Genomic DNA, 13,452 nt, shown 5'->3' on the forward strand with positions numbered 1-13,452 from the left:
TGGGTGATTTCTTTAAACCTTGTCCTAGCAGGGCTAAGGCTGGGTTTAAAAAATCGCCAAGTGGGTGAAAAGTGGGTTTTTGATGATTGTTCCTATTTATGCAAAGGTCTCTATATAAAGGATTGGCAAAAATGAAGATAGCATTAGGTGTTGAGTATATGGGCAGTGATTTCCACGGATGGCAGTTGCAAAAATCTGGCATTCGCACCGTTCAACAAGTAGTCGAAAAAGCATTGTCAAGTGTTGCTGACCACCCTGTACGGGTATTTTGCTCAGGTAGAACAGATGCGGGTGTACACGCTATTGAGCAGGTTATTCACTTTGAAACAAGTGCGAACAGAGAAGACAAAGCGTGGCTTTTTGGTGGCAATGTCAACCTACCTTGGGATGTCAATTTTGTTTGGGTGAAACGCGTTGATAAGGATTTCCATGCGCGCTTTAATGCTCACGCAAGGCGCTACCATTACAAGATTCACAATACGCCAGTGCGTTCTGCTCTCATGGCTAAACACACCTTATGGGAACCAAGAGTGTTAGAACTAGAAGCAATGAATAAGTCCGTCAAATATTTACTCGGCGAACATGATTTTTCAGCTTTTCGTGGTAGCCTGTGCCAAGCAAAATCCCCCATCAAAACCATTGAATTTATAAAGCTCACTCAACATGGCAATGAAATTCTATTGGATATTAAAGCCAATGCCTTCTTGCACCATATGGTGCGCAATATCGTCGGTACACTACTCAAAGTAGGCAGGGGCGACAAACCTGTTGAATGGGTTAAGGAAGTGCTAATTTCTAAAGATAGAAAAAAGGCGGGTGCCACTGCCCCGCCTCAAGGTTTATATTTTATTAAAGCCTTCTACCCTAACTTATAAATCAATTTTTTCGCAGTTGTTTACTGGCCAATATCATATTAGTCAATGCAGAAATTACCTCGTCCCAATGTCTAGTTTTTAAACCGCAATCAGGGTTAACCCACAGTCTTTTAGCGGGAATGCGTTGGGCTGCTTTTTCCATTAGCTCCACCATAGAGTCCACTGAAGGGATGTTAGGAGAATGAATATCATAAACCCCTGGACCTATTTCATTAGGATAATCAAACTGATCAAATACATCCAATAATTCCATGTCTGAACGAGAGGTTTCAATGGTGATAACATCAGCATCCATCTGCGCTATTGCTTCAATAATATCATTGAATTCTGAATAACACATATGGGTATGGATTTGGGTTTCATCACTCACCCCATTAGCGCTAATTCGATAAGCCTTAATCGCCCAATCAAGATAAGTTTGCCACTGAGATTTTCGTAGTGGCAAGCCTTCTCTTAATGCTGCCTCATCAATTTGGATGACATTTATATTAGACTTTTCAAGGTCTAATACTTCGTCTCTAATAGCCAACGATAACTGCAAGCAGGTTGTTGCTCTTGGCTGATCATCTCGCACAAATGACCAATTCAACATCGTAACAGGTCCTGTAAGCATGCCCTTCATGGGTTTATTGGTGAGTGACTGGGCGTAGGTTATCCAATCTAGGGTCATAGGTTTTGGACGAGAAATATCACCAAAAATAATCGGGGGTTTAACACAACGAGAGCCATAAGATTGCACCCAACCAAATTGGCTAAATACATAGCCACTGAGTTGTTGCCCGAAATATTCTACCATATCATTACGCTCAGGTTCACCATGCACCAAAACATCCAAACCTAAATCTTCTTGTACTTGCACACAATGTCGAATCTCAGCTTGCATTGCTTGTGTGTATTTCTCTGCTGATAATTGACCCAATTTATAATCACGCCTAACTTGTCTAATCTCTAGCGTTTGTGGAAATGAGCCAATGGTCGTGGTTGGGTATAAAGGCAGATTAAGTTGTTCACTTTGTACTTTTTCCCTGCTCTTGTAATTAGACTGGCGATTGCCCAGTTTGTCATTCACTTTAGCAGTACGCTCTTTAACGGCGCTATTATGTACAAGTGAGGAATGTTTTCTGCTATTAATAGCATTAACATTACTGGCTATTTCTTTGATGACACTTGCTTGTCCTTGATTAAGTGCCTGTGCTAATAGCTTTAACTCTTGTAATTTTTGCACAGCAAAACTAAGCCATGATTTGATGTCGCTATCTAGTTCTTGCTCGCTGTCTAAATCCACAGGCACATGTAACAATGAACAGGATGGCGCTAACCACAGTCTATCTTGTAATTGTTGGTGAATAGGTTCTAACCACAACAAGGTTGCACTTAAATCTGTTTTCCAAATATTACGCCCATTCACCACGCCCAAGGATAGAACTTTATTATCTGGCAGGCTATTAATGACTAATTGAACCTCATCTTTTGCATTAACTGCATCAATATGTAGCCCATCAATTGGCAAGTCACAAGCAAGATTTAAGTTGTCCTGTAACGAGCCAAAATAACTGGCCAGCAACAATTTAATGGGACTATTGGCTAATGTATCGTAAGCTTTCTTAAAGGCTGTTTGCCAATCTGGCTCTAATTCTGTGACTAAAACAGGCTCATCAAGCTGTATCCACTCTATCTCTAACTTTGCCAATTCATCAAAGAGTTGCACATAGACTTTAACCAGCGAATCTAATAAATCCAGTTTGTTGGTGTTATCTTTGGACTTGCCTAACCACAAATAAGTGACTGGACCAATAATAACGGGTTTAACCTTGATGCCTTGCTCTTGTGCTTGCCTAATTTGTACAATCAAGTTTTGTGCTTGGAGTGCAAAATTTGTCTCTTGACTAAACTCTGGCACAATGTAGTGATAATTAGTATCAAACCATTTTGTCATCTCACCGGCTTGAATGCAAGTGCAATCAGATTCATTAACAGAGGCTCGTCCGCGTGCTACTCGAAAATAATTATCCAACTCATTGTCTGATAAATTTTTGGCGCGCTTTGGAACATTTCCCAATAGAAAACTCATGTCCAAAACTTGATCATAAAAAGAAAAATCACCCACTGGCACCCAATCTAATTTATTTTGATGTTGCCAGTGTTGCTTGCGCAATGTATCAGCAGTTTGCAATAATGCATCTTGAGAAGTGGCATTTGACCAATATTTTTCTAATGCAAATTTTAACTCTCGATGTTTACCAATGCGTGGAAAACCCAGATTGTGTATTGTGACCATAATGGTTCCTTAATGTTGAAAGTTGATTATTTTATAAGGGCTGCAATATGAAGTAAAATGATTATTTTTAACTTAATCATGAGATATATTCATATATGATATCGCTTAAACATTTAAAAATCATACAAGCATTGCATGAAAACAGCACCTTAACGCGTGCTGCAAATGTATTGCACTTAAGCCAATCTGCCTTATCCCACCAAATTCGCTACTTGGAGGAGAAATTAGGTATTACGCTTTGGGAGCGAGAAGGTAGAAATTTACGCCTCACAAAAGCAGGTGAATTGCTATTACAAACTGCACAACAATTATTACCCATTTTAGAACAAACTGAGAAAACCTTAAAAGCCTATGCACAGGGTCGCCAAGGTATTCTGCGCATAGGTGTTGAATGCTATCCTTGCTATGAGTGGCTAACGAAGGTCATTGGTGTGTTTTTGCAAAAAATGCCTAATGTTGAAGTAGAAATTATCAACAAATTTCAATTTTCTGGGCACGAAGGTCTACTCAATTATCACATTGATATTTTAATCACACCTGATAGAGAGAGAAAAGCAGACATTCATATTGAAACACTTGCCCAATATAATTTAGTGCTCTTAGTTGCTAATGAACATTCGCTAGCGCATAAGACAATCATTACACCAAAAGATTTGACGAATGAAACTTTACTAACTTTTCCTGTGCCATTAGAACGACTTGATATTTTGACGCAATTTTTAAATCCAGCACACATCAAACCAAAACATATTAAAAAAATTGAATCCATTGAACTTATGCTACAAATGACAATGCTTGAGCGTGGTGTTTGCATACTACCAGAATGGCTGGCAAATGAGTTTATTAAAAAAATGCCTGTTAAAAAAATTCAAATAGGTGTAGAGGGGCTTAGTCAAAAATTATTTGCAATTTTGCGCAAACAAGATAGAGAAATTAATTATATTCAACGCTTTGTCAAAATTAGCAAGGAAGTGGTTAATGTGCCTTAGGGTCATTAAAATTCAAAAATAGATATTTTTAAACCCGTAAAATTTGTGAGCACTGAATTAGTAATGTTGTGATTATGGTATAATCTCTCCTACTGTTTTTTACGCTTAATAAAATCAAAATCATGTTCAATAAAAGAAATATTGCAGCTGTTATTTTTGCTGTTTTTGCCGTGTGGCTTTCAACAATTGCGCCCACTACTTCCATTGCTTGGATGTTAGGTATTCTTGTATTAACAATTTATTTATTTGCTTTTGAAGTGGTAGAAGTTGATGAAGCTGCCATTACCATTATGATTATTTTAGGGCTGAGCTCTTTACCCTGGATTCATACTTTAATGGGGCTAGAAGAGGGGCTGGTCGACAACCAAAGATTGTTTGATGGATTCTCCTCAAATGCGGTTATGTCAATTATTGCAGTCATGATTATTGGGGCAGGCTTGGATAAAACTGGGTTGATGGGTAGAGTTGCTACTTTTATTCTTAAAATAGGTGGCACCTCTGAGCCAAGAGTCATTCCCATTATCTCTTCTACCGTTGGATTTATTTCATCTTTTATGCAAAATGTGGGTGCGGCTGCACTGTTTATTCCTGTTGTGAGTCGTATTTCATCACGCTCAGGTATCCCAATGTCACGACTATTGATGCCCATGGGATTTACAGCAATTTTAGGTGGCACAATAACCATGGTAGGTTCCAGCCCTTTAATCTTGCTCAATGATTTGATTTTAACCACCAACCAAGGGCTAGAAGTTGGACAGCAGATGGATACTTGGGGGTTATTCTCCGTAACACCCATAGGCATTGCACTGGTCATAACCGGTATTGTATATTTCGTAGTTGCTGGCAAGTTTGTCTTACCTGCAACCAAAAAAGATCAGTCAGAATCTATCTCAGCCATTGAGCACTTTCATCAGGTTTACAACATAGATTATGATTTATTTGAGGTCAATGCCCCCAAAGATTCCAACTTGATTGGTATGACGCTTGACGATATTGAAACAGCTGCCAAGATTAGAATTATCGCTATTCAGACCATTGAAGGAGAAACATTTATTGGGCACCACTCAGTTGAGCGCAGCACCACTATTCAGCCACAAATGACCCTAGGCGTATTAACAACAAAAGAACATTTAGATGCTTTTGTTCAGGGCTTTCATCTTGAGCTCTCAGACACCATTGAGAAATTCTCTAACCTGTTGTCGACACAAGAATGTGGCACAGCAGAAATTGTTATCCCGCCTAATTCTTCACTTATTAACCAAAGCGCTAGAGATGTGTGGTTACGCAAGACCTATGGTATTGCTATGGTAGCGCTACATCGTGGTGGTAACACCCTGCAAGAAGGCGAAGGCATTCGCAACATACCTTTTCAATCAGGCGATACATTAATTGTTCATACACGCTGGGTTGACCTTGACAGATTGCAATCTAATACCGATTTTATTGTGATTACTTCTGAGTACCCAAGACAGGAAGAATACCGACCTGAGAAAATCAAATGGGCAAGTATTTTCTTTGCAATTGCACTTTTCTTAGTCTTGTTTACAGACATTAAACTCTCCATCGCACTTATGACTGGCGCTTTGGGTATGATTTTATCTGGTGTTATTAAAATAGAAGAAGCCTATCGTGCGGTTTCTTGGAAAACAGTCTTCTTACTAGCCAGCCTTATTCCACTAGGTATGGCAGTGTCAAAAACTGGCACTGCTTTGTGGATTGCACAAGAAACAGTTAAAGTAGTTGGCGATATGGCACCTTGGATAATACTAACCTCAATTGTAGTATTGGCAACTTTCTTTACTTTGGTCATGTCTAATGTCGGCGCAACCATTCTCTTAGTGCCTATTGCTGTTAATATTGCCATCCAAGTAGGAGAAGATCCTGCAATTTATGCACTAGCAGTCGCCATTGCCACTTCAAACTCATTTTTGATTCCCACCCACCAAGTGAATGCTTTAATTATGGGGCCGGGTGGTTACAAGGTGGCAGATTTCATCAAGGCAGGTGGGCTTATGACAATCCTATTTATCATTGTGATGATGTCAATGATGAGCATCGTTTTTTAAAGGAGAACACCATCCCCCATAAAATAAACGCAACACAGGCAAAAAAAAGATTGGTTGATGGCAACCAACGCTTTATTGATGGCACTACATTACACTATAAATTTTATCCACATGGAGATACAAAAGACATACAAGACCAAGAACCTTTTGCCATTGTGTTAGGTTGTTCTGATTCTAGAGTACCAATTGAGACTATCTTTGACCAGAGTTTTGGTGATTTATTTATTATTCGTATTGCAGGCAACATAGTTGCCCCCTCACAAATGGGCAGCATTGAATTTGCAATTTCGAAATTTAAAACCTCTTTGGTTGTCGTGTTAGGGCACTCTAACTGTGGCGCTATTAGCGCTACTATTGATGAGTGCATTAACAAAACACACTTATCAAACAGTCTTTATTCTATTACTGATAGAATAAAACCATCAATTTTGCCCTTAATTGACTCAGGTTTATCAAATCATGAATTAACACATAAAGCAGTTGAAACTAACATTATTAACTCTGTCAAACAACTACAAAGCCAATCACCAATTATTAAAAGGGCTATCAAAAATAATAAACTAGAAGTTATCGGCGCTAATTATTCTTTAAAATCAGGTGCAGTTGATTTTCTAACTTAATTTATCTGGGCTTTTTTTTGCAACTCTTTATTTAGCCTGCTCTTGAGTCTGTTTTATGAGTTTATCTAAAATTTCACGAATTTCAGCCAAGCCAGTAACTGGCAAAACTAAACGGTGGGAAACCTTGCGAAATTCTCTTTGCTCATCAGCGCCATCTTTATCTATGATTGGTAAAGCTTGATAAAAATCAATCTTTGCAACATTCTGACGAATACTAATACTTGCTGTACCGTCAACATACATTTCGTTAATTAGGTCTGCTTGTGGTTGAGCCACTTCAGGTGTTGAACTTACTTCTTTCTTTTCCATTTTTCTTTTCCATGGTTATAAAAAAATTATTATACCAAGCCAGTAAGACTAAAGGTGTTTTAAAATTGATGAAAAATGATATTTTGATGATTACCCATAATGACGCAAAAGCCTCATATAAGACCATTAAAAGCTCTCATCCCAGTCAACCAAAATTTGTTGTTTTTCGATATTGACTTCACACAAAAATGGCTCAATATACGGCACCCAATGCTCTTTTTCCCCTTGCACAATGAGCACATGGTTCGCACCTGTATCCATCAAATTTTGCACTTTTCCAAGTACAAAATTTGATCGATTAACCACCTCCAAACCAATTAAATCTTCCCAATAGTGCTCACCTTTTTTGAGTTTGGGTAGTTGAGATTTCTCAATATAGACATCAATACCAATCATTGCTCTGGCTTGCTCTCTGTTGTCAATGTCTTTAATTTTCGCAACAATGGTTTTCGATTGCTCTCGACCATTGACAATTTCTAATGTTTGCCATTGTTCATCAATCTGTATATGCCAAGGTTTGTAAGATAAAATATTTTTTCTAGGCTGTGTATGTGAAAAGATTTTCACCCAGCCCTGAACGCCAAAAAGGCCATTAATCGTACCGACCAATAGCCTTTTTGAACTTGGAATAATACTCGTTGAATTACTCAGCAGTTTTTTCCTCTTCTGCTGCCGCTTTTGCCTCTGCCGCTACTTTCGCTTCTTCTTCTGCCTTGGCTTTTGCTTCCGCTGCCAGTTTAGTTGCAATGGCTGTTGCCACTTTTTCTGCTTTGGCTTCTTGTTCTGCAACACGCTTTTCACGAATTGCAGGGTCTTTAAATTCTTTGATAAGTTGCTTAACGCGATCAGAAGTTTGTGCACCTTTTGAGGTCCAATACTCTATTCTATCTTCTTCGATGGTAAGCCTAACTTCTTGTCCACGAGCAACTGGATTAAAATATCCAAGTCTCTCAATATAACCACTGTCTCTACGCTTTCTAGAGTCTGTTGCTACAATTGAATAAAAAGGTTTTTTCTTGGCTCCACCTCTAGCTAATCTAATTTTAACCATGGTTTTTTGCTCCTAAAAAATATTAAAAAAAACTTATGCCAAAACGACATAAGACGAAAGATTATATCAGTTTTTCGATATCGCGTGCTAATTTTTGTGCATCACCCGTATAAGTCATCGGTGTTAATTGTGCCAAAGCTTGTTTGGCTTGCTCCGGCATATCTAAATCTTTAACAAAATCTGCCAATACTTGCGCATCAATGGTGTTACCACGAGTCAATTCTTTAAGTTTTTCATACGGATTTTCAATACCGTAACGGCGCATCACAGTTTGAATTGGCTCTGCTAAGACTTCCCATGAATTGTCTAAATCTGCTAATAATTTCGCCTCGTTGGTTTCAAGTTTTCCAATGCCTTTGGCAATAGAAGCGTAAGCCACTAGGCAATGCGCACAACTCACGCCAAGATTTCTAAGCACCGTTGAATCAGAGAGGTCTCTTTGCCAACGAGAGATTGCCAACTTATCTGCTAAATGCGTATTCAGCGCATTAGCAATACCCAAATTACCCTCGCCGTTTTCAAAATCAATCGGGTTAACTTTGTGTGGCATGGTCGATGAACCCACTTCTCCTGCAATGGTTCTTTGCTTAAAATAACCCAGTGAGATGTAACCCCAAACATCACGACAAAAATCAATCAAAATGGTATTAAAGCGATTCATTGAATGAAAATACTCTGCCATATAATCGTGCGTTTCAATCTGCGGTGTATAGGGTGCATAATTCACGCCTAAATCTTGAATAAACACCTGTGAAATATGTTGCCAATCTAGGTCTGGATACGCACAAATATGCGCATTGAAATTACCCACTGCACCATTAAATTTACCCATTATTTTCACACTTTCTAAGTGCTTAATCTGTCGTTTTAGGCGATAAGCAAAGTTTGCCATTTCCTTGCCAACTGTGGTTGGTGACGCTGTTTGACCATGTGTCCTAGATAGCATCGGAATTGAGGCGTTGTCTTTTGCTAAATCCGTTATCAAGGATAAGATATTTTGCATTTGTTTGAGCAATACCTTGCGTCCATCAATCAGCATTAGGGCGTGTGACAAGTTATTAATATCTTCTGAGGTACAAGCAAAATGGAAAAATTCACTCACCGCATTCAACTCTGCATTGCCTTTGACTTTATCTTTTAAGAAATATTCAACTGCCTTAACATCGTGATTGGTGGTGCACTCAATTTCCTTAACTGCTTGTGCGTCTGCTAATGAAAAATTGCTCGCAATATTGGTTAAAAAATCAGCAGCCTCTTGGCTGAATGCACCCACTTCAGTAATGCCGTCATTATCCGCCATGGACTGCAACCATTTAACCTCAATTAACACACGGTATTTGATCAACCCAAATTCACTGAAAATCTCACTTAAGGTATTGGTTTTATCAAAATAGCGTCCGTCAATGGGAGATATAGCAGTTAAGGCGTTTAGTTCCATAATTCATTTAGTTAAATCAAATATGTTAAAATTATACGCTTTATAAAATTACTTTATAGGGCAGATGAAAACAGCTTATTTAACTCATATTGAACAGCGCGCTAAAGACAATTTGCCGCCACTAGTACTCAACGCACAGCAAACAAAATCTGTGGTTGAAAACTTAATTAATGGCAATGATGATGATTTTTACCTAGATTTATTAACACATCGTATCCCCCCTGGGGTGGACGAGGCTGCTTATGTAAAGGCAAGTTTTTTAACCAGCGTTGCCAAAGGTGAGCAAACTTGCAATGCCATTAGTCAAGAACAAGCTACTTTTTTACTCGGCACAATGATGGGTGGTTACAATATTACGCCATTAATTGAGTTATTAGACATTGACACAACCGCGCAAATCGCCTGCGATGCCCTGTCTAAAACACTGCTTATTTACGAAGCCTATCAAAGCATTGTAGAAAAATCAACCAATAACACCTTCGCCAAGCAGGTAGTTGATTCTTGGGCAAATGCCGACTGGTTTACCAGCAAAAATGAATTGCCAAAAGAAATTAAACTCACCGTTTTCCGTGTTGATGGTGAAATCAATACTGATGATTTATCACCAGCCACCGAAGCGTGGTCACGCCCTGATATTCCTCTACACGCCCAATCAATGCTAGTTAAAAAAATGGACAGCCCACTTAAAACCATTGCGCAACTTAAAGAAAAAGGCTTGCCACTTGCCTTTGTTGGCGATGTGGTGGGTACAGGTTCTTCACGCAAATCTGCCATTAACTCAGTATTATGGCATATGGGCAATGATATTGACTATGTGCCAAATAAACGCGGTGGTGGCGTGGTATTAGGTGGCAATATTGCACCCATTTTCTTTAACACCGCACAAGACTCAGGTGCATTACCGATTGAATGTGATGTGTCAAAAATGCAAATGGGGGATGAAATTACCCTCTATCCTTACGAGGGGAAAATTATCAATGCCAATGGCGAAACCATTTCTACTTTTAAACTCACGCCAAACACCATACCTGATGAAGTCCGTGCAGGCGGTCGTATCCCGCTTATTATTGGACGAGGCTTGAGCGACAAAACCCGCTTTGATTTAGACTTGAGCGTTAGCGATATTTTCTTACGCCCAAAAGATGTAACAAATAGCGATGCAGGCTATACTTTGGCACAAAAAATTGTGGGTAAGGCTTGTGGTGTTGAAGGCGTACGCCCTAATACTTATTGTGAACCACGCATGACAACGGTTGGCTCACAAGACACGACAGGTGCGATGACGCGTGACGAACTCAAGGAATTAGCCTGTTTAGGTTTCTCTGCTGATTTGGTCATGCAAAGTTTTTGCCATACTGCTGCCTATCCAAAACCCGTTGATTTAGAGCTGCAACACAGCCTACCTGACTTTATGCGCTCTCGTGGTGGCGTTACGCTCAAACCGGGCGATGGCATTATTCACTCGTGGTTAAATCGTATGCTGCTACCTGACACAGTCGGCACAGGTGGCGACTCACATACCCGTTTTCCAATTGGTATTAGTTTCCCAGCAGGTTCGGGTTTGGTGGCATTTGGTGCATCAATTGGTGTATTGCCTCTTGATATGCCAGAATCGGTTTTAGTGCGTTTTAGTGGCACCATGCAAACAGGTATCACACTTAGAGATTTGGTCAATGCCATTCCCTATGTCGCTATTCAACAAGGTTTATTAACCGTTGAAAAAACCAATAAAAAGAATATTTTCTCAGGTCGAATCTTAGAAATTGAAGGGCTGGGCGATTTAAAAATTGAACAAGCTTTTGAACTTACCGACGCTTCGGCAGAACGCTCGTCAAATGGTTGCACCATCAAACTCAATCAAGCCCCTGTGGCAGAATATTTACAATCTAACATCGCCCTATTGTCATCAATGATTGAAATGGATTATGAAGACAAGAAAACCATCGCGCGTCGTATTCAAACGATGCAAAAGTGGCTGGATGCACCCGAATTATTAACAGCTGATGATAACGCCGAATACGCCGCAACCATTGAAATCAATCTTGATGACATCAAAGAACCCATCCTTGCTTGCCCAAATGACCCCGATGATGTGAAATTACTTTCAGAGGTGGCCAATACCAAAATTGACGAAGTCTTTATTGGCTCGTGTATGACCAATATCGGTCACTTTAGAGCCGTTGCGCAATTATTAAAAGACCAATCAGAACTACCAACTGAACTTTGGGTTGCGCCACCCACACGCATGGATGAAGCGCAACTTAAAAAAGAAGGTGTGTATCAAACTTTTGAGTCGCTTACTCAGCATACAGAAATACCCGGTTGTTCGCTGTGTATGGGCAATCAAGCACGCGTCAAAGACAATGCCACCGTGGTTTCCACCTCAACACGCAATTTCCCCAATCGCCTAGGTGACAATGCCGATGTGTATTTATCCTCTGCAGAAGTAGCCGCTATCGCTGCAAAACTTGGGCATATTCCAACCGTAGCAGAATATCTATCAGCAATGCAAGACATAGAGCCAGCATCGGATGATATTTACCAATATCTTAACTTTGACCAAATATCACAATATCAAAAGTCAGTTGGGCACATTGCACTTGATACAATCTTAAAAGAGTGATTAAAAAACCACCAGACAATAAAAAGCCGCTATTAATAGCGGCTTTTTATTGTTAAAAATTTAAAAAATTATGCAGATTTCTTATTGGTCTTTTCTAATTTTTTCCAAAAATCACCGGTATAAAATTGACAGTATTTAAACATTTCGTTATCCGTAAGGTAACCTTTTTTACCGTTCCAGTCTTCTTTTAACATTGTTACTAGCTTATTTTTTAATTTTTTTTCGTTTGTCATTTTCATAAAACTATCCTCCTAATGCATATGGATTTCTATCCATTTACCATAATTTTCTGCGTTCATTATATCATCACTATCTTCTTCGTGCTTTACAATTATCGTAAATATATTGTGTATTAGGGAATTATCAATATACAACTTGAGTTTCTTAATATCTTGCTGATCACAAATTAACAACATAGTCTTGTATATATAAATTATAACATCAACAATCTCGCCTTCACGCTCAAAAACTGGATGAAAATAAATTTGCAAACTCTTTGCGTATTGGTCCAATACATTGATAATCTGAAAAACTGCAATTACATCATTATTCTTTAATACAGCATACCATTGAAAATCCTCTAATTCACTCTCAAATACCGTCTTTTCTGCCTGTTCTAAATATCGCTTCCAATCCTTTAAAGCTAGGTCGTTTTGCTCAATTTTTTGATAGGTAAAAGTCACTTAATCTTGGCTTCCTTGTACATTACATGTTGTCTTACAACTGGATCAAACTTTTTAACTTCCACCTTTTCTGGGTGTAGTCGTTTGTTCTTAGTTGTTGTGTAAAAGTGACCCGTCTTTGCTGATGATACTAATCTGATTTTTTCTCTCATAACTTACCCCTTAAACCTTTTCACCACGAGCGCGAATTTCTGATAATACGGCATCAATACCTTTCTTATCAACAATACGCAAACCTTTTGCAGTTAGTTTTAACTTTACAAAACGGTTCTCACTTTCCACCCAAAAACGGTGTGTGTGCAGATTTGGATAAAAACGCCTACGCGTCTTATTGTGTGCATGAGAAACATTGTTACCACTAATTGGGCGCTTACCTGTTACTTGACATACCTTTGCCATAGTCCACCTATTCTCGAAAATCTAAAAACAAAGCATTATACTTAAAATCACTTGACTTTCATAGTTAAATTTAATCAAATCTATTTACTATTGACAAAACTCTCGGTATCATATGCGCTCT

At 38.9% G+C, this 13,452-nt stretch carries 13 protein-coding genes and 1 pseudogene; 5 read left to right on the forward strand and 9 right to left on the reverse strand.

Annotated features, from left to right (window positions below):
• The first annotated feature begins 131 nt into the window (after window positions 1-131).
• On the forward strand, window positions 132-875 hold the full coding sequence (truA, locus tag BBROOKSOX_RS06045; protein WP_139660335.1) for a tRNA pseudouridine(38-40) synthase TruA: 744 nt from the start codon (window positions 132-134) through the stop codon (window positions 873-875).
• A 1-nt stretch (window position 876) separates the two neighbouring features.
• Here truA and metE read toward each other — a convergent pair whose 3' ends face one another.
• The gene (gene metE, locus BBROOKSOX_RS06050; protein ID WP_139660336.1) at window positions 877-3,153 is read right to left on the reverse strand and encodes a 5-methyltetrahydropteroyltriglutamate--homocysteine S-methyltransferase; all 2,277 of its coding nucleotides are present in this window, start codon (window positions 3,151-3,153) and stop codon (window positions 877-879) included.
• A gap of 95 nt (window positions 3,154-3,248) precedes the next feature.
• Here metE and BBROOKSOX_RS06055 point away from each other — a divergent pair, with 95 nt between their 5' ends.
• The 3 genes from BBROOKSOX_RS06055 (at window position 3,249) to BBROOKSOX_RS06065 (ending at window position 6,828) form a co-directional block, all read left to right on the forward strand.
• On the forward strand, window positions 3,249-4,142 hold the full coding sequence (locus BBROOKSOX_RS06055; protein ID WP_139660337.1) for a LysR family transcriptional regulator: 894 nt from the start codon (window positions 3,249-3,251) through the stop codon (window positions 4,140-4,142).
• A gap of 122 nt (window positions 4,143-4,264) precedes the next feature.
• Window positions 4,265-6,208 (forward strand): SLC13 family permease, encoded by a 1,944-nt coding sequence (locus BBROOKSOX_RS06060; protein ID WP_139660338.1) that lies wholly within the window; start codon window positions 4,265-4,267, stop codon window positions 6,206-6,208.
• Window positions 6,209-6,258: 50 nt separating this feature from the next.
• Window positions 6,259-6,828, forward strand: coding sequence for a carbonic anhydrase (locus BBROOKSOX_RS06065; RefSeq protein WP_257607786.1), 570 nt, complete (start codon window positions 6,259-6,261; stop codon window positions 6,826-6,828).
• Between the two features lie 27 nt (window positions 6,829-6,855).
• Here the strand turns inward: BBROOKSOX_RS06065 and BBROOKSOX_RS06070 are convergent, their stop codons facing one another.
• The 4 genes and pseudogenes from BBROOKSOX_RS06070 to purB form a co-directional block, all read right to left on the reverse strand.
• Window positions 6,856-7,137 (reverse strand): hypothetical protein, encoded by a 282-nt coding sequence (locus BBROOKSOX_RS06070; RefSeq protein ID WP_139660340.1) that lies wholly within the window; start codon window positions 7,135-7,137, stop codon window positions 6,856-6,858.
• Between the two features lie 126 nt (window positions 7,138-7,263).
• Window positions 7,264-7,746 (reverse strand): ribosome maturation factor RimM, encoded by a 483-nt coding sequence (rimM, locus tag BBROOKSOX_RS06075; RefSeq protein ID WP_257607787.1) that lies wholly within the window; start codon window positions 7,744-7,746, stop codon window positions 7,264-7,266.
• Window positions 7,747-7,951: 205 nt separating this feature from the next.
• Window positions 7,952-8,188 (reverse strand): annotated as a pseudogene (gene rpsP / locus BBROOKSOX_RS12465) (30S ribosomal protein S16); the annotation flags it as partial.
• Between the two features lie 61 nt (window positions 8,189-8,249).
• Window positions 8,250-9,626: an adenylosuccinate lyase gene (gene purB / locus BBROOKSOX_RS06085; protein ID WP_139660343.1), complete on the reverse strand. Its 1,377-nt coding sequence runs from the start codon at window positions 9,624-9,626 to the stop codon at window positions 8,250-8,252.
• Between the two features lie 64 nt (window positions 9,627-9,690).
• Between purB and BBROOKSOX_RS06090 the strand changes: the two genes are divergently transcribed.
• Window positions 9,691-12,249, forward strand: a complete 2,559-nt coding sequence (locus tag BBROOKSOX_RS06090; protein ID WP_139660344.1) for a bifunctional aconitate hydratase 2/2-methylisocitrate dehydratase — start codon at window positions 9,691-9,693, stop codon at window positions 12,247-12,249.
• 68 nt (window positions 12,250-12,317) lie between these two features.
• On the opposite strand, the gene BBROOKSOX_RS06095 is transcribed toward BBROOKSOX_RS06090, so the two are convergent.
• From BBROOKSOX_RS06095 to rpmB, 4 genes are read right to left on the reverse strand one after another with little or no spacing between them, the layout of a single operon-like run.
• Window positions 12,318-12,488 carry a hypothetical protein gene (locus BBROOKSOX_RS06095; protein ID WP_180323879.1) on the reverse strand — a complete coding sequence of 57 codons (171 nt, stop codon included), beginning with the start codon at window positions 12,486-12,488 and terminating at the stop codon, window positions 12,318-12,320.
• Between the two features lie 12 nt (window positions 12,489-12,500).
• Window positions 12,501-12,932 (reverse strand): hypothetical protein, encoded by a 432-nt coding sequence (locus BBROOKSOX_RS06100; protein WP_139660345.1) that lies wholly within the window; start codon window positions 12,930-12,932, stop codon window positions 12,501-12,503.
• Window positions 12,929-13,084 carry a 50S ribosomal protein L33 gene (gene rpmG, locus BBROOKSOX_RS06105; RefSeq protein ID WP_066045648.1) on the reverse strand — a complete coding sequence of 52 codons (156 nt, stop codon included), beginning with the start codon at window positions 13,082-13,084 and terminating at the stop codon, window positions 12,929-12,931. The genes BBROOKSOX_RS06100 and rpmG overlap by 4 nt, the downstream gene beginning before the upstream one ends.
• Window positions 13,085-13,094: 10 nt before the next feature.
• Window positions 13,095-13,331, reverse strand: a complete 237-nt coding sequence (gene rpmB, locus BBROOKSOX_RS06110; protein ID WP_139660346.1) for a 50S ribosomal protein L28 — start codon at window positions 13,329-13,331, stop codon at window positions 13,095-13,097.
• Window positions 13,332-13,452: the final 121 nt, after the last annotated feature.

This window comes from bacterium endosymbiont of Bathymodiolus sp. 5 South, from assembly GCF_900128535.1.
GTDB lineage: Bacteria > Pseudomonadota > Gammaproteobacteria > PS1 > Pseudothioglobaceae > Thiodubiliella.

Bases quoted from the DNA above. Each gene is read 5' to 3' on its own strand.
- truA (WP_139660335.1), top strand. From the start codon at position 132: ATGAAGATAGCATTAGGTGTTGAGTATATGGGCAGTGATTTCCACGGA.
- metE (WP_139660336.1), bottom strand. From the start codon at position 3,153: ATGGTCACAATACACAATCTGGGTTTTCCACGCATTGGTAAACATCGA.
- BBROOKSOX_RS06055 (WP_139660337.1), top strand. From the start codon at position 3,249: ATGATATCGCTTAAACATTTAAAAATCATACAAGCATTGCATGAAAAC.
- BBROOKSOX_RS06060 (WP_139660338.1), top strand. From the start codon at position 4,265: ATGTTCAATAAAAGAAATATTGCAGCTGTTATTTTTGCTGTTTTTGCC.
- BBROOKSOX_RS06070 (WP_139660340.1), bottom strand. From the start codon at position 7,137: ATGGAAAAGAAAGAAGTAAGTTCAACACCTGAAGTGGCTCAACCACAA.
- purB (WP_139660343.1), bottom strand. From the start codon at position 9,626: ATGGAACTAAACGCCTTAACTGCTATATCTCCCATTGACGGACGCTAT.
- BBROOKSOX_RS06090 (WP_139660344.1), top strand. From the start codon at position 9,691: ATGAAAACAGCTTATTTAACTCATATTGAACAGCGCGCTAAAGACAAT.
- BBROOKSOX_RS06095 (WP_180323879.1), bottom strand. From the start codon at position 12,488: ATGAAAATGACAAACGAAAAAAAATTAAAAAATAAGCTAGTAACAATG.
- rpmG (WP_066045648.1), bottom strand. From the start codon at position 13,084: ATGAGAGAAAAAATCAGATTAGTATCATCAGCAAAGACGGGTCACTTT.
- rpmB (WP_139660346.1), bottom strand. From the start codon at position 13,331: ATGGCAAAGGTATGTCAAGTAACAGGTAAGCGCCCAATTAGTGGTAAC.